The organism is Aeromicrobium sp. (assembly GCF_023146395.1).
Taxonomy (GTDB): domain Bacteria; phylum Actinomycetota; class Actinomycetes; order Propionibacteriales; family Nocardioidaceae; genus Aeromicrobium.
The window spans coordinates 15,583-33,693 of record NZ_JAGLCD010000018.1 but is presented as its reverse complement, the minus strand read 5'-3'; the positions used below and the strand labels follow the sequence as shown (position 1 = coordinate 33,693).

The 18,111-nt window shown below is 70.5% G+C and carries 21 protein-coding genes and 1 tRNA gene; 12 read left to right on the top strand and 10 right to left on the bottom strand.

Translation table 11 applies throughout. From position 1 onward, the window contains the following. The first annotated feature begins 84 nt into the window (after positions 1–84). From KAG51_RS12860 to KAG51_RS12840, 5 genes are all read left to right on the top strand, one after another. The gene (locus KAG51_RS12860; RefSeq protein WP_290584240.1) at positions 85–909 is read left to right on the top strand and encodes an ABC transporter ATP-binding protein; all 825 of its coding nucleotides are present in this window, start codon (positions 85–87) and stop codon (positions 907–909) included. Next, on the top strand, positions 906–1,739 hold the full coding sequence (locus KAG51_RS12855) for an ABC transporter permease (protein WP_290584239.1): 834 nt from the start codon (positions 906–908) through the stop codon (positions 1,737–1,739). Before KAG51_RS12860 ends, KAG51_RS12855 begins: the two co-directional genes overlap by 4 nt. Positions 1,740–1,824: 85 nt before the next feature. Further along, entirely contained in the window at positions 1,825–2,868 is a 1,044-nt protein-coding gene (locus KAG51_RS12850; protein ID WP_290584238.1) for an ABC transporter substrate-binding protein, read from the top strand. 5 nt (positions 2,869–2,873) lie between these two features. Continuing rightward, on the top strand, positions 2,874–3,263 hold the full coding sequence (locus KAG51_RS12845; RefSeq protein WP_290584237.1) for a nuclear transport factor 2 family protein: 390 nt from the start codon (positions 2,874–2,876) through the stop codon (positions 3,261–3,263). 20 nt (positions 3,264–3,283) lie between these two features. Then, the gene (locus KAG51_RS12840; protein WP_290584236.1) at positions 3,284–4,537 is read left to right on the top strand and encodes an MFS transporter; all 1,254 of its coding nucleotides are present in this window, start codon (positions 3,284–3,286) and stop codon (positions 4,535–4,537) included. Between the two features lie 30 nt (positions 4,538–4,567). On the opposite strand, the gene KAG51_RS12835 is transcribed toward KAG51_RS12840, so the two are convergent. Genes KAG51_RS12835 through KAG51_RS12825 form a run of 3 tightly spaced genes read right to left on the bottom strand, consistent with a single transcriptional unit; the run spans position 4,568 to position 7,298 of the window. Continuing rightward, on the bottom strand, positions 4,568–5,665 hold the full coding sequence (locus KAG51_RS12835; protein WP_290584235.1) for a hypothetical protein: 1,098 nt from the start codon (positions 5,663–5,665) through the stop codon (positions 4,568–4,570). Beyond that, positions 5,662–6,390: an ABC transporter ATP-binding protein gene (locus KAG51_RS12830; protein ID WP_290584234.1), complete on the bottom strand. Its 729-nt coding sequence runs from the start codon at positions 6,388–6,390 to the stop codon at positions 5,662–5,664. Before KAG51_RS12830 ends, KAG51_RS12835 begins: the two co-directional genes overlap by 4 nt. After that, entirely contained in the window at positions 6,387–7,298 is a 912-nt protein-coding gene (locus KAG51_RS12825) for a branched-chain amino acid ABC transporter permease (protein ID WP_290584233.1), read from the bottom strand. The genes KAG51_RS12830 and KAG51_RS12825 overlap by 4 nt, the downstream gene beginning before the upstream one ends. Here KAG51_RS12825 and KAG51_RS14045 point away from each other — a divergent pair. The 4 genes from KAG51_RS14045 (at position 7,297) to KAG51_RS12810 (ending at position 9,425) form a co-directional block, all read left to right on the top strand. Then, positions 7,297–7,683 (top strand): DDE-type integrase/transposase/recombinase, encoded by a 387-nt coding sequence (locus KAG51_RS14045; RefSeq protein WP_363316172.1) that lies wholly within the window; start codon positions 7,297–7,299, stop codon positions 7,681–7,683. The genes KAG51_RS12825 and KAG51_RS14045 overlap by 2 nt on opposite strands. After that, positions 7,614–8,138: an integrase core domain-containing protein gene (locus KAG51_RS12820; RefSeq protein ID WP_363316175.1), complete on the top strand. Its 525-nt coding sequence runs from the start codon at positions 7,614–7,616 to the stop codon at positions 8,136–8,138. The genes KAG51_RS14045 and KAG51_RS12820 overlap by 70 nt, the downstream gene beginning before the upstream one ends. 97 nt (positions 8,139–8,235) lie before the next feature. After that, a complete protein-coding gene (locus tag KAG51_RS12815; RefSeq protein ID WP_290584231.1) occupies positions 8,236–9,021 on the top strand; it encodes a helix-turn-helix domain-containing protein in 786 nt (261 codons plus the stop codon). After that, the gene (locus KAG51_RS12810) at positions 8,952–9,425 is read left to right on the top strand and encodes an integrase core domain-containing protein (RefSeq protein WP_363316174.1); all 474 of its coding nucleotides are present in this window, start codon (positions 8,952–8,954) and stop codon (positions 9,423–9,425) included. Before KAG51_RS12815 ends, KAG51_RS12810 begins: the two co-directional genes overlap by 70 nt. A 60-nt stretch (positions 9,426–9,485) precedes the next feature. Here KAG51_RS12810 and KAG51_RS12805 read toward each other — a convergent pair. Beyond that, positions 9,486–9,572 (bottom strand) — tRNA-Ser (locus KAG51_RS12805). Between the two features lie 43 nt (positions 9,573–9,615). Continuing rightward, complete coding sequence (locus tag KAG51_RS12800; RefSeq protein ID WP_290584229.1) at positions 9,616–11,115, bottom strand: alanine/glycine:cation symporter family protein; 1,500 nt, start codon at positions 11,113–11,115, stop codon at positions 9,616–9,618. Positions 11,116–11,250: 135 nt separating this feature from the next. On the opposite strand from KAG51_RS12800, the gene KAG51_RS12795 reads away from it, so the two are divergent. Further along, positions 11,251–12,459 (top strand): trypsin-like peptidase domain-containing protein, encoded by a 1,209-nt coding sequence (locus KAG51_RS12795; protein WP_290584228.1) that lies wholly within the window; start codon positions 11,251–11,253, stop codon positions 12,457–12,459. A 76-nt stretch (positions 12,460–12,535) separates the two neighbouring features. Here KAG51_RS12795 and KAG51_RS12790 read toward each other — a convergent pair whose 3' ends face one another. From KAG51_RS12790 to KAG51_RS12780, 3 genes are all read right to left on the bottom strand, one after another. Next, positions 12,536–13,396: an aldo/keto reductase gene (locus KAG51_RS12790; protein ID WP_290584227.1), complete on the bottom strand. Its 861-nt coding sequence runs from the start codon at positions 13,394–13,396 to the stop codon at positions 12,536–12,538. A gap of 69 nt (positions 13,397–13,465) precedes the next feature. Then, positions 13,466–14,071 (bottom strand): CE1759 family FMN reductase, encoded by a 606-nt coding sequence (locus KAG51_RS12785; protein ID WP_290584226.1) that lies wholly within the window; start codon positions 14,069–14,071, stop codon positions 13,466–13,468. Then, on the bottom strand, positions 14,068–15,165 hold the full coding sequence (locus KAG51_RS12780) for an LLM class flavin-dependent oxidoreductase (protein WP_290584298.1): 1,098 nt from the start codon (positions 15,163–15,165) through the stop codon (positions 14,068–14,070). Before KAG51_RS12780 ends, KAG51_RS12785 begins: the two co-directional genes overlap by 4 nt. A 181-nt stretch (positions 15,166–15,346) precedes the next feature. On the opposite strand from KAG51_RS12780, the gene KAG51_RS12775 reads away from it, so the two are divergent. Continuing rightward, positions 15,347–15,799, top strand: a complete 453-nt coding sequence (locus tag KAG51_RS12775) for a hypothetical protein (RefSeq protein WP_290584225.1) — start codon at positions 15,347–15,349, stop codon at positions 15,797–15,799. A gap of 13 nt (positions 15,800–15,812) precedes the next feature. Here KAG51_RS12775 and KAG51_RS12770 read toward each other — a convergent pair whose 3' ends face one another. After that, positions 15,813–16,778, bottom strand: a complete 966-nt coding sequence (locus KAG51_RS12770; RefSeq protein ID WP_290584224.1) for an MsnO8 family LLM class oxidoreductase — start codon at positions 16,776–16,778, stop codon at positions 15,813–15,815. Between the two features lie 46 nt (positions 16,779–16,824). After that, on the bottom strand, positions 16,825–17,286 hold the full coding sequence (locus KAG51_RS12765; RefSeq protein WP_290584223.1) for a nucleoside deaminase: 462 nt from the start codon (positions 17,284–17,286) through the stop codon (positions 16,825–16,827). Between the two features lie 62 nt (positions 17,287–17,348). Here KAG51_RS12765 and upp point away from each other — a divergent pair, with 62 nt between their 5' ends. Next, a complete protein-coding gene (gene upp / locus KAG51_RS12760; RefSeq protein WP_290584222.1) occupies positions 17,349–17,990 on the top strand; it encodes a uracil phosphoribosyltransferase in 642 nt (213 codons plus the stop codon). Positions 17,991–18,111: the final 121 nt, after the last annotated feature.

Here is an 18,111-nt window from a genome sequence, read left to right as displayed (position 1 = left end):
CGTTGCTTTCTTCAACTCATGTGTTGACGGCCAGTGTGACCCGTGCCACGCTGAGGCCCCAACGCACTCCAGGAAGGGACCCCGATGACATCCGACGCGGCCTCCGAGCCCCGCGAGACCTCGATCGAGATCCGAGGCGTGACCCATCACTTCACGTCGGGCGGTCGATCCGTGCAGACCCTGGACGACGTCTCGATCTCGATCCCGCAGGGCCAGTTCGTGTCGGTCGTCGGGCCCAGCGGCTGCGGCAAGACCACGGTCATGAACATGGTCGCCGGGCTCGTGACACCGTCCTCCGGCACCGTGACCGTCGGCGGACGACCGCGCTCCCAGGTCGGCCGTGACGTCGGCTACATGTTCGCCCGGGACGGCCTGCTGCCGTGGCGGACGGCCCGGCAGAACGTCGAGCTCGGGCTCGAGCTCCGCAAGGTGCGCGCCGAGGAGCGGCACCTGGCCTCGAGCCGCCTGCTGGCCAAGGTCGGCCTGAGCTCGTTCGCCGACTACTACCCCAAGCAGCTGTCCCAGGGCATGCGCCAGCGGGTCGCCGTCGCGCGCACGCTCGCCCTCGACCCCGACCTGTTCCTGCTCGACGAGCCGTTCGCGGCGCTGGACGCCCAGACCCGCGTGACGCTGCAGAACGAGTTCCTCTCGATCTGGGAGGGCCTCGGCAACACCGTCATGTTCGTGACCCACGACCTGGACGAGGCCATCGCGCTGGCCGACCGCGTGATCGTGTTCAGCGGACGGCCCGGTCGCGTCAAGCTCGACATCCCGATCGACCTCCCCCGTCCTCGCGACGTCGCCACGATCCGCTTCGACCCGGAGTTCCGGCGGCTGTCCGAGCTCGTCTGGGACGCGATGGAGCACGACACCGGCATCGACGAGTCGACCGACGAGGTCGCGTCGTGACGGCGGAGTCGACGGTCGAGCTCCGGGCGAGCCAGCCGACCGCGAACGACGAGGCCCGCCCCGCTCCCGTCCGCGGGCGCGGACGCTGGGCCCTGGTCCTCGGGCTGCAGCTGCTGGTGTTCGTGGTGGCGGTGGGCGGCTGGTCCCTCGCCGTCTCGCGCGAGTGGCTCGACGAGTTCTACGTCAGCTCGCCCGGCCTCGTCTGGGACGCGCTCGTGGAGTACTTCCGCAGCGGGGACGTCTGGACCCACGGCTGGGTCACGCTGCGCTCGACGCTCCTGGGCTTCGCGATCGGATCGGCGCTCGGCGTCCTGGTCGGCATGGTGTTCGCGCGGGTGCCGCTGCTCGACCAGGTGTTCTCGCCCTACCTGCGCGCGTTCAACGCGATGCCCCGCGTCGCGCTCGCGCCGCTGTTCATCCTCTGGTTCGGGATCGGCTCGGCGTCGAAGGTGTGGTTCGCGGTGAGCCTGGTCTTCTTCATCGTCCTGATCAACACCGAGGCGGGGATCAAGAGCGTCGACCGCGAGCTCACGACGACCGCCCGGTCGATGGGCGCCACGAGCCAGCAGGTCTTCACCAAGATCGTGCTGCCCGGCTCGGTGCCGACGATCTTCGCCGGACTGCGCCTGGGGCTCGTGTACTCGCTGCTCGGCGTCGTGTTCGGCGAGATGCTCGCCGCCTCGGCCGGCCTCGGCCAGCAGATCACGTCCTATGCGGGCCGGTTCCAGATGTCCGGCGTCCTCGCGACCCTCGTGATCCTGGCCGCGATCTCGCTGCTCCTCAACGCCTTCCTCGCGCTCGTCGAGCGACGGCTCCTGCGCTGGCAGTAGCCACTCGCCCACACCACCTGTCCACCACGCCCACCCCGTCACCTCGCCCCACCCCCGCGGGCGAGGGCTCCGAAAGGAACACCACATGAAGCTCCATCGACGCCTCGCCGCGTGGGCCCTCGCCACGTCGCTCGTCGCCGTCCTGGCCGCCTGCGGCGGATCGGACGACTCCGGCTCGGACGCCGGCGGGGTCGACACGATCCGCCTCGGCATGGTCCCGGGCGGCAACTTCAACAGCCTCGCCCCGCTCGTCGCCCTCGAGCAGGGCTTCTTCGAGGACCAGGGGCTCGAGGTCGAGATCGTCGACCTGGCCGGTGGTCCGCAGATGGTCAGCGCGATCGCGTCGGGAAGCATCGACGTCATGCTCAACTCCCCCGGCAACGGCATGCTGGCGAACGCCGCCGGGCAGCACCTGGTCGGGATCGTCGCGGGCTTCCAGGCGCCGGCCTACACGTGGATCGCCCAGGAGGACTGGGACACCCCGAACGAGGGCAAGGGCTTCCCCGCCGTCGCCAAGGACTTCAAGGGTGCCGTCGTCGGTGTGCCGGTGCTGGCCTCGGAGATCGAGAACATGACCCGCGCGTTCGCCGCTGAGGCTGGCCTGGACCCGGACCAGGACCTCCAGTACGTCGCGATCGGCACCGGCGCCCAGGCGATCGGCGCGTTCGAGGCCGGCCAGGTCGACATCTACGTCGCGACCGAGCCCGGACCGACGACGCTCCTGGACGGCACGCACGACGCCAAGGCCATGCTCGACCTGCGCAACCCGGACGAGGTGCCCGGCATCCTCGGCGGCTGGACCAGCATCGTCTACCAGGCCGACCGGAAGAACGCCGAGGAGAACCCCGAGAAGTTCGAGAAGTTCGCGGCGGCGATCGCTGCGGCCAACGACTTCATGCAGGAGGACAAGGACGGCACGGTCGCGGCCTACGGCCAGAGTCTGGACATGGACGAGGCCGTGCGCGCCGCGATCTACGACGCCAACCACCACAGCATCTCCTCGGTCGTGGACTGCGGCGGCTTCGACTCGATCTCGACGTTCCTCGTCAACGCCGGCCTGCTGACCGAGGACCAGACCCAGGACTGCGAGTCGTTCATGTGGTCCGGCTCCGGCGACTACCAGGAGTGAGCTTCATGACGCACCCCGAGATCGCCGCGCTCTACGACGCGTACGGACGGGCCTTCGACGAGGGCCGCCCCGACGACTACGTCGAGACGTTCACGCCGGACGGCCGGTTCACCCTCCCCGACGGGAACGTGGTCGAGGGACGGGACGGCCTCCACCGACTCGCCAGCCGGGCCGCGAGCAGCTCGGCCCGCTCGCACCACTTCGTGCGCAACCTGCAGGTGGAGGTGTCCGGGGAGACCGCGACGGGGACGGCCCACGCGATCGCGGTGGCCGTGGCCGGCGACGCCGTCGAGCTGCTCGTCGCCGGCGTGTACCGGGACACGCTCGTGCGCACCCCCGACGGCTGGCGGTTCGCGACCCGGACCGTCACGCCGCTCGGGCCGGAGCAGCTGTAGCGACCGGCCGCAGCGACGACGTGAGCCACGTCGACGCACCGCGCGACCTCGAGCTCGGCGCCGCCCGGCGCCGACTCGGGTTCGCCGGTGCGGGGGCCGCGATGGCCGCCGTCATGCTGGCCGCCGGGGCCCCCGGACCCCTCCATCCGGTCTACATCGAGGCAGGCCGAGTCGGCACCGCAGGCGTCACGGCGTCCTACGGGGCCTACCTGCTGGCGGTGACGTTCGCCGTCCTGGTGCTGGGTCGCGTGTCCGACGTCGTCGGCCGTCGTCCGGCGGCCCTCGCGAGCCTCGCCGGAGGCGCGGCCGCGTGCCTCGTGATGCTCGACGTCCAGTCGACACAAGCACTCGTCATGGGCCGACTCGTCCAGGGCGTCGCCACCGGCATGGCGATGACCAGCATCGGGGCGATGGTCGTCGACCTGCGCGCCCCTGGCCGCCACCAGCTCGCCTCGCTCGTGACGAGCGCGACACCGACCGGGGCGGTGGCGCTGGGGGCGGTGGCCTCGGGCGTCGCGATCTCCCGGATCGACGTCCCCGACCGCACGCTCTACACCGCGGCGATCGTGCTGACGGCCATCGCCGCCGTCGGCATCCTCCTCGCTCCCGAGACGGTCCGCCCACCCGCCGCGCCCACCCATCGCGCCCGTGAGCTGGCGAGGAACCTGCGCCCCACGATCACGGTCCCGAGCTCGGTGCGTCCGCTCTTCGCCGGCGCGGCGGCCGCGTACCTCGCGGCCTGGACCCTCGGCGGGTTCTACCAGTCGCTCGGGCCGTCGCTGGCGCAGTCGACCTTCCCCTCGGCCGGACCCGTGTTCTGGGGGCTCGTCGTCGCCTCGATGCTCGGGAGCACGGTCCTCGGTGGACCACTCACGTCACGACTCGCTCCCCGGGCGGCGGGCCTGTGCGGGCTCGCCACGTTCGTGACCGGGGTCGTGGGGGTCCTGCTCGCCCTCGAGTGGCGGTCCGGCGCGGCGTTCCTGGCGGCCAGCGTCGTGGCCGGCATCGGGTTCGGCGCCTCCACGAGCGGCTCGATGCGCGCCCTCGTGGCACGGCTCGGCGGCGAGAGCGTCGCCGGCACCCTCGCCGCGATCTACCTCGTGAGCTACACGTTCGCGTCGATCCCGGCCTTCGGCGGCGGCCTGCTGATCGAGCGTCACGGCTTCGCGGCGATGATGCCCTGGTACGCCGGGCTCGTCATCCTGCTCGCCGCAGCGGCGGCAGTCGTCCTGGTCACCACGGGGCGTCGGGACGCCGCCGCACGGCAGTCCTGAGCGACTCGAAGTCCGACGGCCGGACCCCGGTCAGGGGGTCGGCGGGTGGTCGTACTGGTGGCGGAAACCACGCGGCGTGAAGCCGATCGCGGCCGCCCGCGCGTGGAACCGTTCGAGCTCCTCCGCGAACCGGTCCTCCGCCGCGTAGTCGAAGGCGTCGGCAAGCGTCGACTCGGCCTCGCCGCCACGCTCGAGCGGCCAGGAGGTGCAGTGGCGCGCGACGGCGTCGACGGCCATGGCGTAGGGGACGACGTCACGCAGGCCGAGCTCGTCACGAATACGGTCTGACGAGATCAGGCGATGACGCGTGGAGGCCGGCCGCCCCTCGACTGCGGCGTCGAGGTCCCGACCCACGCCCCAGAACCCTCCGGGACCGTGAACGGTCTGGGGCAGGTTGACGAGTCGCACCTCGGGTCGCCCGAGCGCCGCACACAGGTCCCGCACACGCGTCGCGTCGTCGGGCGTCTCGGCGTCGGCCACGTTGTACGTCCGCCCAGCCGAGGCCCCGGGTCGGTCGACGGCGAGCAGGACAGCAGCAGCCGCCGTCGTCACGAAGCACTTGGACTCCAGGGTGCGTCCGCCGTCGACGACGGGGATGAACGCACGTCCGTCGAGGACCCTCCGCACGATGCTCCACTCCTTCGGGGCGATCTGACCCGGGCCCCACAGGAGGGGGAACCGCAGGTGCGTGTGCACGAAGTCCCCGGCCGCGTGCGCCTCCGACAGTGTCTGCTCGGTCTCGACCATGCGCCGCACGATCGTGTGCACGAGGTCGCGCGGGGAGTCCTCGACCGCGGCCCCGGCGGGCAGCTCGGCATAGGCGGTCCCCCCGACCGTCACGAGACGATCGGTGCACTCCCGCAGGATCGGCGGCATCAGTCGGAGCCTGCCGTAGGTCGCCACCACGACGTCGAAGCTCCGGTGGCGCAGCGCGGACGCCAGGCTCTCGGCGACGTGCGGATCGGCCACGACCTGCTCGACGGCACCGGCGAACCGGACCGGCCGACCACCTCGGTTCAGGACCGTGACGTCCATGCCCCGCGCCAGCAGTCCGTCGACGACGTGGGGGCCCGTCGGCCCGGTGCCGCCGATCACGAGTGCGGTGGTCGGCCCCCCGGGTGGGCTCACCGCGCTGCGCGACCCAGGTAGGCGTCCATGACGACCTCGGACGACTCGAACGCCTCCGGAGGTCTCTCCCACAGCAGGCTTCCGGACTGCAGCACGATCACGCGATCGCACAGCGGGAGGAGGAAGTCCATGTGGTGGTCGATGATCCCGACCGCGATGCCCACCTCGGGGAGGACCCGGAGCCGCCGCTGCACCTCGGCCGACTCCATCTCGTTCAGCCCGCTGGTCGGCTCGTCGAGGAGGACGGCCTGAGGTGCCGTGGCCAGCGCCATCGCCACCCCGAGCAGCCGGCGGTTGCCGTAGGACAGCGCCCCGGCCGTGCGGTGACCCTGCCCGGCAAGTCCCACGACGTCCAGCAGGTCGTCGGCGCTGCGCAGCTCCGACGCCCGAGCGCCCCGACGGGCCTGCTCACGGGCGACCTCGACGTTGTCGCGCACCGACAGGCTGCCGAAGACCTCGGCGTCCTGGAACGTGCGGACCAGCCCCCGACGCGACCGCTGGCGCATCGACGTCCGGGAGATGTCCTCGCCGTGCCACCGGATCGAGCCGCTCGTGATCGGGTAGAAGCCCGAGAGACAGTTGAACAGACTCGTCTTGCCGGACCCGTTCGGCCCGGTGACGCCGCAGATCTCGTTCGCCGACAGGCTCCACGAGACCGAGTCGACCGCGTGGACCGCTCCGAAGTGCTTGGCGACGTCGGTCGCCTCCAGCAGGACCTGGCTCATGCGGGCACTCCTTCGTCGGCACGGTCGACGGGGGGCCGAGCTCGCGGGGGACGACGTCGCCGCACCCGGCGGGCGGCCTGCCGGACCCAGCCGGTCAGGCCGTCGTTGGCGTAGGTGGCGATGAGCACCACGATCATCCCGTAGACGGCCCGGTTCATGACGCCGTCGAACGGGAGCAGCTCCGGGAGGAACGCCAGGAGCACCGCACCGACCAGGGGCCCGAGGAGGTACGTGGACCCGCCCACGATGACCGCGAGGAGGACGTTGATCGCCACCGTGTCGTGGAAGAGGCTGGGGTCGACGTAGCGGTTGTAGTGGACGTAGAGCACCGCTGAAGCGCCGACCACGACGCCGGAGACCGCGAAGCCCACCACCTTGACGAGATGGGTCCCGACGCCGAGGCTCGTGGCCAGGGTCTCGGCGTCCCTCACCGCGATCATCCGGCGGCCCACACGGCTGCGCTGCAGGAACCAGAGGGCCGCGACCACCACGCCGATCAGCACCGAGCCGATCGAGTAGACCATGATGTCGGTGTCCTGGGGCGTGTACTCCACGCCGAACAGCTCCAGCGGCGTCACGAAGGTCAGGCCCGTCGTGCCGCCGGTGACCTCGAGGTTGCCGAGGACGTTGACGATCAGGCCAGCCAGTCCGAGGGTGACGGCCGCTGCCGACACCAGGCCGCGGACCCGCATCGTCACGCTCGCGACCACCGCCGCCAGGACGACGCCCACGACCATCGCGACGGCGAACCGTGCGAGCAGGCCGATCTCCCACTCACGGGTCCCGAGGATCGCGACGTACGCGGCCGCGCCCCAGATGGCCACGTGACCGATCGACGCGACGCCGATGAAGTGCAGGGGCATCCAGACCGCGTAGGCCAGGAGCACGCACCGTTTCGAAGCCTCCATGCCGAACGAATGCTGGCAGTCAGATTTCACCCACTACCGCCTCACCGACGGCACCGCGGTCGAGATCCTGACCTGGCTCGACGACTGCACCCGCTACGCCATCCACGTCACCGCCCACCACGCCGTGACCGCCATCATCGTCCGAGACACGTTCCGACAAGCCGTCAAAACAGCTGGAATCCCGGCATCAACATTGACCGACAACGGCATGGTCTTTCCCCCAAGCACTTCGTGCAGGGAGGTGCCCCCACCACCCGGTTCGCGTCCAGACCAGGCAGGAACGCCCTCGAGAACGAGCTCCGCCGCCTCCACGTCATCCAGAAGAACGGCCGCGCGAACCACCCCACGACCCAGGGCAAAGTCGAACGCTTCCAGCAGACCATGAAGAAATGGCTCCGCGCTCAACCGCAGCAGCCGACCACGACAGCCGAGCTCCAGACCCTGCTCGATGAGTTCGTCGACGAATACAACAACCGCCGACCGCACCGCTCACTCCCACACCGGGCGCCACCAGCGACGCTCTTCGAGACCATGCCCAAAGCGCTACCGGCCAACAGTCGCGACGCCGAGACCCACGCCCGAATCCGGCATGACCGCATCGACACCAGCGGCGTCGTCACCCTGCGCATCGCCGGCCGCCTGCACCACATCGGCATCGGCCGGACCCACGCCCGAACCCACGTCATCCTGCTCGTCCACGACCTCCACGTCCGCGTCGTCGCAGCCGCCACCGGCGAACTCCTCCGAGAGCTAGAAATCGACCCAGAACAGGACTACCAACCCCAGAAACAACAAGGCGTGAACCCACATCCGTGGGTTCACGCCTTGCCGATGTCCTGAGACATCACAACGCGGTGGCGGTGGTGTGCTGGTTCAGGACATCGGCGACACATCTCTCAAGACATCGGAGACAGCCAGGCTGGGTTGATGCTCGGGGATGTCGAAGGCGCGCCTGGTCATCACCGCCCTGTTCGTCGAGCACCAGAGCCCCGCGGAGGTCGCTGCCCGCTACGACGTCCACCGCTCCTGGGTCTACAAGCTCAAGGCCCGCTACGAGGCCGAGGGCGACGCCGCGTTCGAACCACGGTCGAGGCGACCGAAGACCTCACCGACCGCCATAGATCCTGCTGTCGTCGAGCTGATCATCGGCCTGCGCACGAGGCTGACCGGCAAGGGTCTGGACGCCGGCCCCGACACCATCGCCTGGCACCTGGCCCAGCACCACGGCGCGGTCGTTTCGCCGGCGACGATCAGCCGGACCCTGACCCGCGCCGGCCTGGTCGAACCCGAACCGAGGAAGCGACCCAAGTCCTCCTACATCCGCTTCGAAGCCTCCCTGCCGAACGAGACCTGGCAGTCCGACTTCACCCACTACCGCCTCACGACGGGCGTCGACGTCGAGGTCCTGACCTGGCTCGACGACTGCACCCGCTTCGCCATCAACGTCACCGCCCACCGAGCCGTGACCGCGATCATCGTTCGAGACACGTTCCGCCAGGCGGTCAGAACCGCTGGGATTCCAGCCTCCACTCTGACCGACAACGGCATGGTCTTTCCCCCAAGCACTTCGTGCAGGGAGGTGCCCCCACCACCCGCTTCGCCAGCCGTCCTGGCCGCAACGCGCTCGAGAACGAGCTCCGCCGCCTCCACGTCATCCAGAAGAACGGCCGAGCCAACCACCCCACCACCCAAGGCAAAGTCGAACGCTTCCAGCAGACCATGAAGAAATGGCTCCGCGCCCAACCGCAGCCAGCCACGATCGCCGAACTACAGGCGCTGCTCGATGAGTTCGTCGACTACTACAACCACCGCCGGCCGCACCGCTCACTCCCACACCGAACCACCCCCGCAGCCCGCTATGACGCGCTCCCGAAAGCACTGCCATCGAGCAGCCGCGACGCCGAGACCCACGCCCGCATCCGACACGACCGCATCGACACCAGCGGCGTCGTCACCCTGCGCATCGCCGGCCGACTCCACCACATCGGCATCGGCCGAACCCACGCCCGAACCCACGTCATCCTGCTCGTCCACGACCTCCACGTCCGCGTCGTCAACGACGCCACCGGCGAACTCCTCCGCGAACTGGAAATCAACCCAGAACAGGACTACCAACCCCAGAAATGACAACACCCGAACCTGCCAATGCAGGTCCGGGTGTCTCCGATCTCTTGAGAGATCACAACGCGGTGGCGGTGGGATTTGAACCCACGGTGGGTTTGACCCCACACATCATTTCGAGTGATGCACCTTCGGCCGCTCGGACACGCCACCGCCGAGGATCTTACGTCAGCGGCCCTGCCGGGCGCGAACGGGGTCAGTCGCCCGCGTCGGCGCGGACCAGGCGGCCTTCGGCGCGGTCGGCCCAGTACTCCTTGAGCTCGCGGCGCACGACCGGGAGCAGCAGGTAGAGGCCGAGGATGTTGACCAGGGCGCAGATGAACAGCATCGAGTCGGCAAGGTTGATGACGTCGGTCAGCGTCACGACGCTGCCGGCGACCGTGAAGAGCAGGAACACGACCTGGAAGGTGCGCTCCTTGGCCACCGACCGGCCGAACAGGTAGGTCCAGGCCTTCTGCGTGTAGTACGCCCACGTGATGAGGGTCGAGAACGCGAAGAGCGCCACCGCGACGGCCAGGACCTCGGGGAACCACGGCACGACCGTGGCGAACGCGTCGGAGGTCAGCACGACGCCGTCGGGGTTGGCGGGCTGGCCCGAGGCCGCGGCCTCACGCGCGTCGAGGAATGACTGCGGATGGGCGATCACGATCGTCAGGGCGGTCATCGTGCAGATGATCACGGTGTCGATGAACGGCTCGAGCATCGCCACCAGGCCCTCGGTGACCGGGCGGCGGGTCTTGGCCGCCGAGTGCGCGATCGCGGCCGATCCGACGCCCGCCTCGTTGGAGAACGCCGCGCGCTGGAAGCCGATCACGAGCACGCCCAGCACACCGCCGGCGACTCCCTCGGGGTTGAACGCCCCGGTGATGATCTCGCCGAACGCCGCGGGCACCTCGGTCACGTTGACCACGATCACGGTGACGCAGGCGATGACGTAGACGGCAGCCATGGTCGGCACCAGGCGCGCGGTCGTGGCGCCGATCGACTTCATGCCGCCGATGATCACCAGGCCCACGAGCACGGCCAGGACGATGCCGAAGATCAGCGCCGCCCGGTCGCTGCCGAGGATGCCGTCGTCGCCGCCGGTCACGTTGCGGGCCTGCGCGAAGGTCTGGTTGGCCTGGAACATGTTGCCGCCGACGGCACCGAAGAAGAAGATCGACACCGCGAACACGCCCGTGAGGATCGCGGCCGGCGCGGCGCCGAAGCGCTTGAACGCGATCGGCAGGTACCGGAACGGGCCGCCGCTGACCGTGCCGTCCTCGTGCTCGACCCGGTACTTCACCCCGAGCGTGCACTCGACGAACTTGGTGCACATGCCGAGCAGGCCGGCCAGGATCATCCAGAACGTCGCACCGGGTCCACCGAGCGACACCGCCACCGCGACACCGGCGATGTTGCCCAGTCCGACGGTGCCCGACACCGCCGAGGTGAGGGCCTGGAAGTGCGACACCTCGCCCGGGTCGTCCTTGCTCCCGTACTTGCCGCGCACCAGGGCGATGGCGTGGCCCACGCCCCAGCCCTGCACGACCTTGAAGGTGATCGTGAAGATCAGCGCACCGAGCACGAGCCACCCCACGATGAGGGGAAAGCTCGTGCCTCCGATGCTGACCTCGGCGAAGACGACCGACGACACCGCGTCGGAGACCGGGGCGAAGACGCGGTCGATGCCTGACTCGATGTCGGAGACGTTCATCTGCACACTCCACCCCAGGGCCGGAGACCCGGCAACCCGAGCGCTCTGCAATCCTCGGCGAATCTTGCGGATCGTCACAGGCTGACCACAGAGCCCCGAGCTTCTCTGGAGCTACGGACCAGAAGGAGCCCCGACGTGAGCGACGAGACGACACCCCGCCCCGAGCCCCATGGCGAGCAGCATGCCGCCCCCATCTCCCCGCCCCCGGCGCAGGCCGTTGCCGCGCCGCCGCCCCCGCCGTTCGATCGGCCTCCGGCGACCACGACGCCCAACCGCGGCCTGATCGCCGCGATCGCCGGTCTCGCGGCCGCGGTGGTCCTGAGCGCCGCCGGCGTCGCGTTCGCGATCACCGAGGCGCGCCCCGACACCACGGCCGCCGTGCCCGGCATGATCGAGCTGCAGCCGAGCAACCAGGGCCAGACCCACAACGCCAGCTCCCCCGCCACGGATGCGACGAAAGAGCAGGAGAAGGGCCTGGTCTACATCAACACCGTCGTCGACTACGGCGACGGTGGCGGTGCGGGCACCGGCATGATCCTGACCTCGAACGGCACGATCCTCACCAACCACCACGTGATCGAGGGCGCCACGAGCATCCAGGTCGAGGTCGTCAGCACCGGCAAGACCTATGCCGCCGACGTCGTCGGCTACGACGACACCGCCGACGTCGCGGTGCTGCAGCTGAAGGACGCCTCCGGCCTGACCCCGGTCGACCTCGACCGCAAGGCCAAGGTCACGGTCGGCGACAAGATCGTGGCGGTCGGCAACGCGAACGGCGACGGCGGCGCGGCGAGCGCCGCGGCCGGCACCGTGACCGATCTCGACCAGCAGATCACCGCCCGGTCCGCCTCCGGCGCCGAGGACCTCACGGGACTCATCGAGATCGACGCCGACGTCGTGGCCGGTGACTCCGGGGGCGCGCTGCTCGACTCCCACGGCAAGGTCATCGGCATGACGACCGCCGCTTCGCAGGGCCAGGCCGACATCGTCGGCTACGCCGTGCCGATCGACGACGCCGTCACGATCGTCCGCCAGATCGTCAAGGGCGACGCGTCCGACACGATCCACCTCGGCGACAGCGCCTTCCTCGGCGTGCAGCTCGACCCGCAGTCCGAGGTGCCCCTCGTGACCGGAGCGGTCCAGGACACCGCCGCGGCGAAGGCGCAGATCGCGGCCGGCAGCACCATCACGGCGCTCGACGGGACCCCCGTGGCCACGACCGCCGAGCTGTCAGACCTGATCGCCCAGCACGCCCCGGGCGACCAGGTCACCGTGGCGTGGACCGACGCGGGCGGCGCCGCGCAGTCCGCCACGGTCACGCTCGGCACCGGCCCCGTCGGCTGAGCCGGACGAGCGAAGCCGGGTCGCGACCCCACGGTCGCGACCCGGCTTCGGTGCGGGTGGTGGCTGGCGCCAGCGCTCAGACCGCAGCGGTCAGCGCGTCGACCTCGTCCTGGCTCAGCTCGAGCGCCGCGGCGGCCACGTTGTCCTCCAGGTGCTCGACGCTCTTCGTGCCCGGGATCGGCAGCACGACGGGGGAGCGGTGCAGCAGCCAGGCCAGGGCGAGCTGCGACGGGCTGGTGCCGTGCTCCCTCGCGAGCTCGGTGAGCGGTCCGTCGGACGCGGCGAGCTGACCCGTCGCGAGCGGGAACCACGGGATGAAGGCGATGTTCTCGGCCGTGCAGTGGTCCAGCAGCTCCTGGGAGTCGCGATGCGCGAGGTTGTAGAGGTTCTGCACCGAGACGATCTCGGCCGTCTTCTGAGCCTCCGTGAGCTGGGCTACGTCGACCTCGCTCAGGCCGATGTGGCGCACCTTGCCCTCGTCCTGCAGCTCCTTGAACGCGCCGACCTGGTCGGCCACGGGCACCTCGGGATCGATGCGGTGCAGCTGGATCAGGTCGATCCGCTCCAGGCCCAGGCGGCGCAGGCTCAGCTCGACCTGCTGCTTCAGGTAGGCCGGGCGCCCGACCGGGATCCACTCACCGGGGCCCGTGCGGGTCAGACCCGCCTTCGTCGCGATCACGACGTCGTCGGCGTACGGGTGCAGGGCCTCGCGGATGAGCTCCTCGGAGACCGTGGGGCCGTAGGAGTCGGCGGTGTCGATCAGCGTCACGCCGAGCTCGACCGCCCGGCGCAGCACGGCCACGGCGCCGTCACGATCCTTCGGCCATCCCCACACGCCCTCGCCCGTGATCTGCATGGCCCCGTACCCGAGGCGGTTGACCGGGAGGTCGCCTCCCAGGTCGAAGGTGCCTGCGGCGGACGCGGTGGGCTGGTTCATGCTCGCTCCTCTGATTCGGGTACGCGTAGGTCAACGTGCCCAGGGCGAGGATGCTTCCGCCCGAGCGGACTAATCGCGACGCGGGTCGGAGATGCTCAGCATCGTCTCACTGAACAGGTCGATGTCGTCGCTGGCCGACCGGCCCGAGCCGGTCCCGCCGAGCAGCGACAGCATCTCGCCCACCGCCCGCTCGACCCGCGACTCGAGCGCGCCCGCGCCCTCGCTGCCCCAGTCGTGCGGGGAGGCGAAGACCCCGGTCGGCACCACGACGGCCTGCAGGTAGGCGAACAGCGGACGCATCGCGAAGTCCAGGGCGAGCGAGTGGCGCGCCGTGCCGCCCGTGGCCGCCAGCAGCACGGTCGTGCCCACCAGGACGTCCTGGTCGATCGCGTCGAAGAAGGCCTTGAACAGGCCCGTGTAGGACGCCTTGTAGACCGGCGAGACCACGACGAGCCCGTCGGCCTGCGAGATCAGGTCGTGCACGTGCTGCAGCCGCGGCGACGCGAAGCCGGTGATCGACGCGTCGATCACGTCGTGCGCCAACGGGCGCAGCTCGACGGTCTCGATCGAGATCGTCGCGTCGGCCCGGGTGATCGCCGCGGCGACCTGCCCGGCGAGCAGCGTGCTGCTCGAGGCGTCACTGACGCCCGCAGAGACGACGACAATCCTCGTCATGCCGACACCGGAGCCTCGAGTGCCGCGTCGCGCGCGGCCACGCGGGCCGCGTGGGTGGGCGCGTCCGGCACGTCGGCCGGGCGGCGCGCGTCGAACTCGGCGCGCAGGGTCGGCAGGACCTCGCCGAGCAGGTCGAGCTGCTCGAGCACGATCTTCTGCGGCAGGCCCGCGTGGTCGACGAGGAAGAGCTGACGCTGGTAGTCGCCGAAGTAGTCGGCGAACGTCAGGGTCTTCTCGATGAACTGCTGCGGGCTGCCCACCGTCAGGGGCGTCTGCGCCGTGAAGTCCTCCAGCGACGGACCGTGGCCGTAGACCGGGGCGTTGTCGAAGTACGGGCGGAACTCGTCGACCGCGTCCTGGCTGTTCTTGCGCATGAAGAACTGACCGCCGAGACCCACGATCGCCTGGTGCGGCTGGCCGTGGCCGTAGTGCGCGTAGCGCTGGCGGTAGAAGTTGATCAGCCGGATGTAGTGCTCCTTCGGCCAGAAGATGTTGTTCGCGAAGTAGCCGTCGCCGTAGTACGCGGCCAGCTCGGCCACCTCGGGGGTGCGGATCGAGCCGTGCCACACGAACGGCGCGACGCCGTCGAGCGGGCGCGGGGTCGCGGTGAAGCTCTGCAGCGGGGTGCGGAACTTGCCCTCCCAGGAGACGACGTCCTCGTCCCACAGGCGGCGCAGCAGCTGGTAGTGCTCGATCGTCAGCTCGACGGCCTTGCTGCCGTCGTAGCCGAACCACGGGTAGACCGGCGCGGTGTTGCCGCGGCCGAGCATGAGGTCCGTGCGGCCGTCGACGAGGTGCTGCAGGGTCGCGTAGTCCTCGGCGAGCTTGACCGGGTCGTTGGTCGTGATGAGCGTCGTCGACGTCGAGAGCAGGAGCTTCTCGGTCTGCGCGCCGATGTAGGCCAGCGTCGTGGTCGGGCTCGAGGGCACGAAGGGCGGGTTGTGGTGCTCGCCCGTGGCGAAGACGTCGAGGCCGATGTCCTCGGCCTTCTTCGCGATCTCGACCGTGTTCTTGATCCGCTGGTGCTCGCTGATCGTGGTGCCCGCGATGGGGTCGCGCGTGACGTCACCGACGGTGAAGATGCCGAACTGCATGCTGGTCATGATGGAAGCCTCTCACATAGTAGTTCACATTTCAACTACACGGATGAGCGGGCTATTCCGCGCCGGTCCACAAGCGGCCTCCGTCCACAGGCCCGTCCGACATCACTGGCCCCCGTCCGAGCACCGCCGTAGCCTGCTGGCCAAGGCTCAATCGCCGTTGCAGACTGAAGGAATGGTGACCGTGGACGCCGAGCAGCTCGTCACTCTCGTGACGTTCCTCGCCACGTCCCTGGCCGTCGTGGCCTATCTGAGCCGCAGCCTGACCCGCGGTCTCGCGACGCTCGGGGAGCGCATCGACCGGATCGAGGTCCGCATCGACAAGCTCGACGCCCGCATCGACCGGATCGAGGTCCGCATCGACAAGCTCGACGCCCGCATCGACCGGATCGAGGTCCGCATCGACAAGCTCGACGCCCGGATCGACAAGCTCGACGCCCGGATCGACGGCCTCGACAGCAAAGTCGACCGGGTCGAGGTCAACCTCCGTGACGAGCTGCGCGCCGGTTTCGCGTCGATCGACACCCGTTTCCTGGCCATGGAGAGCCGCTTCACGACCCTCGAGTCGAGGCTCTACGACCTCGCCACGCGCGTACCGGCGGCCGCCTCACCGTCAGCGGCGTCCTGACCTGCCGCAGGCCTCAAGCGACGAGGTCACGCAGCAGCCGGTCGGACTCGAGCAGCGCGTCGCGGTCGTGGGTCGAGGTCGATGCCATGAGCTCGTCCGCGCCCGTTCGGGCCTGGAGGTCCCCGAGCGCCGCCCGGACGGTCGAGGCCGAGCCGGCCACCGCCTGGTCGAGGCCCTGCTCGACCCGCCGCCGCAGCTGGTCGTTCCAGGGCTGAGCGCGGATCGCCGCGACCGACTCCAGCGGCGGGAACTCTCCGGTCTGACGAGAGCGCGCCATGGCCCAGATCTCCGGCAGGGCGAGCTCGCGGGCCGCGGCGTCGTCGTCGGCCACCGTCACGTCGAGCGAGACCGTCACGTGAGGTGCGTCCGCCTGGCCGCTCGGGCGGAAGTGTCGCCGGTAGTCGGCCAGCACGCCGCCGATCTCGTCTCCCCACAGCACGGGCCCGCCGATCACGACCGGGAGTCCGAGCTGCGCTGCCAGCTGCGTGCCGCGGCCCGTCGCGAGGAGCGAGACCGGCACGACCGGGTCGACCACGGGGTGGGCCGTGACGGCAGCGGTGCCCGCGAGCAGCTGCAGCAGCTCGCGCAGGTCGTCGGCGTAGGTGTCGGCGTCGGTGTGCCGCAGGGCCTCGCGCACCGGCGCCGTGAAGCCGAGCGAGCGACCGATGCCCAGATCGACCCGGCCCGGGTTGAGCGCCTGCAGCATCGCGAACTGCTCTGCCACCACGAGCGGCTGGTGGTTCGGCAGCATGACCCCGCCCGACCCGATCCGGATGCGCGACGTCGTCGCACCGATCGCCGCCAGCAGCACGGCAGGCGACCCGCTCGCGATGCCGGGCACCGCATGGTGCTCGGCGACCCAGAACCGTTCGTACCCGAGCCGCTCGGCGTGCACCGCGCGCTCGACCGACCTGGTCAGTCCCTCCGCCTCGGGCCGTCCGGCACGGGTCCGTGACCGGTCGAGCAGGGAGAGCCTCACACCGTGGTCAACCGCTCGAGCCGCGGCGGTGTTCCCCGCCGAGCGGTCACCGGTGCTGGGCGAAGAAGCCGATCAGCAGCGCTGCGGACTCCTCGGCCAGGACGCCCGAGACGACCTCCGGCCGGTGGTTGAGGCGCCGGTCGCGCACCACGTCCCACAGCGAGCCGACCGCGCCCGCCTTGTCGTCCCACGCACCCAGCACGAGCGTGCCGATCCGGGAGGCCACCACCGCTCCGGCACACATCGTGCAGGGCTCGAGCGTCACGACGAGCGTGCAGTCCTCCAGACGCCACTCGCCGCGGGCCGCGGCAGCCTCCCGGATCGCGACGACCTCGGCATGGCCGGTCGGATCGGCGTCACGCTCGCGGGTGTTGCGGCCGCGGCCGATGACCTCACCGCTCGGGTCGAGCACCACCGCGCCGACCGGGACGTCGCCCGTCGCGAGCGCGCCGCGCGCCTCGTCGAGCGCGAGCCGCATCGCGGGCTCCCACCTGCCGACGGTGTCCATGTGCCGATCGTCCCAGACCGCGGCGCTCCGCGCCGACGCTGCCCGGCACTACGCTCAGCACCATGCAGGTCCACGTCGCCGACCATCCGCTCATCTCGCACAAGCTCACCGTGCTGCGCGACGAGCGCACCGACTCCCCGACCTTTCGGCGTCTCGCCGAGGAGCTCGTGACCCTCCTGGCCTACGAGGCCACGCGGGACGTCCGGGTCGAGCCCGTCCAGGTGCGCACCCCTGTCGCGGCCGCCACGGGGGTGCGGCTGTCCGAGCCGCGACCGCTCGTCGTGCCGATCCTGCGCGCCGGGCTCGGGATGCTCGAGGGCATGCAGCGGCTGCTCCCGACCGCCGAGGTCGGCTTCCTGGGCATGATCCGCAACGAGGAGACCCTCGAGGCCGACACGTACGCCGAGCGGCTGCCCGAGGACCTGTCGGGTCGCCAGTGCTACGTGCTCGACCCGATGCTCGCCACGGGCGGCTCGCTCGCCGCGGCGATCGGCTTCCTCGTCGCGCGCGGGGCCGACCACATCACGGCGGTCTGCCTGCTGGCCGCACCCGAGGGCATCGCCCGCATTGAGCGCGAGCTGGAGAGCATCGGCGTCCCGGTCACGCTCGTGGTGGCGGGGGTCGACGAGAAGCTCGACGAGAACGGCTACATCGTCCCCGGCCTGGGTGACGCGGGCGACCGACTTTACGGTGTCGTGGACTAAGGGGCCCTCTGGGGCGCGTACGTCGACGACGGGTTTGCCCGAGGTCGAGCGCCCTCTCGGGCGCGAGCGCCGAGGGCAGGTTGAGCGATACGCCGCGAAGCGGCCCGCCCGTCGAAACCCC

Coding starts and splice junctions, on each gene's coding strand:
- KAG51_RS12800 (WP_290584229.1), bottom strand. CDS start 11,115: ATGAACGTCTCCGACATCGAGTCAGGCATCGACCGCGTCTTCGCCCCG.
- KAG51_RS12815 (WP_290584231.1), top strand. CDS start 8,236: ATGTCGAAGGCGCGCCTGGTCATCACCGCCCTGTTCGTCGAGCACCAG.
- KAG51_RS14045 (WP_363316172.1), top strand. CDS start 7,297: ATGCCGAACGAATGCTGGCAGTCAGATTTCACCCACTACCGCCTCACC.
- KAG51_RS12845 (WP_290584237.1), top strand. CDS start 2,874: ATGACGCACCCCGAGATCGCCGCGCTCTACGACGCGTACGGACGGGCC.
- KAG51_RS12780 (WP_290584298.1), bottom strand. CDS start 15,165: ATGCAGTTCGGCATCTTCACCGTCGGTGACGTCACGCGCGACCCCATC.
- KAG51_RS12860 (WP_290584240.1), top strand. CDS start 85: ATGACATCCGACGCGGCCTCCGAGCCCCGCGAGACCTCGATCGAGATC.
- KAG51_RS12790 (WP_290584227.1), bottom strand. CDS start 13,396: ATGAACCAGCCCACCGCGTCCGCCGCAGGCACCTTCGACCTGGGAGGC.
- KAG51_RS12785 (WP_290584226.1), bottom strand. CDS start 14,071: ATGACGAGGATTGTCGTCGTCTCTGCGGGCGTCAGTGACGCCTCGAGC.
- KAG51_RS12775 (WP_290584225.1), top strand. CDS start 15,347: ATGGTGACCGTGGACGCCGAGCAGCTCGTCACTCTCGTGACGTTCCTC.
- KAG51_RS12830 (WP_290584234.1), bottom strand. CDS start 6,390: ATGAGCCAGGTCCTGCTGGAGGCGACCGACGTCGCCAAGCACTTCGGA.
- upp (WP_290584222.1), top strand. CDS start 17,349: ATGCAGGTCCACGTCGCCGACCATCCGCTCATCTCGCACAAGCTCACC.
- KAG51_RS12765 (WP_290584223.1), bottom strand. CDS start 17,286: ATGGACACCGTCGGCAGGTGGGAGCCCGCGATGCGGCTCGCGCTCGAC.
- KAG51_RS12825 (WP_290584233.1), bottom strand. CDS start 7,298: ATGGAGGCTTCGAAACGGTGCGTGCTCCTGGCCTACGCGGTCTGGATG.
- KAG51_RS12850 (WP_290584238.1), top strand. CDS start 1,825: ATGAAGCTCCATCGACGCCTCGCCGCGTGGGCCCTCGCCACGTCGCTC.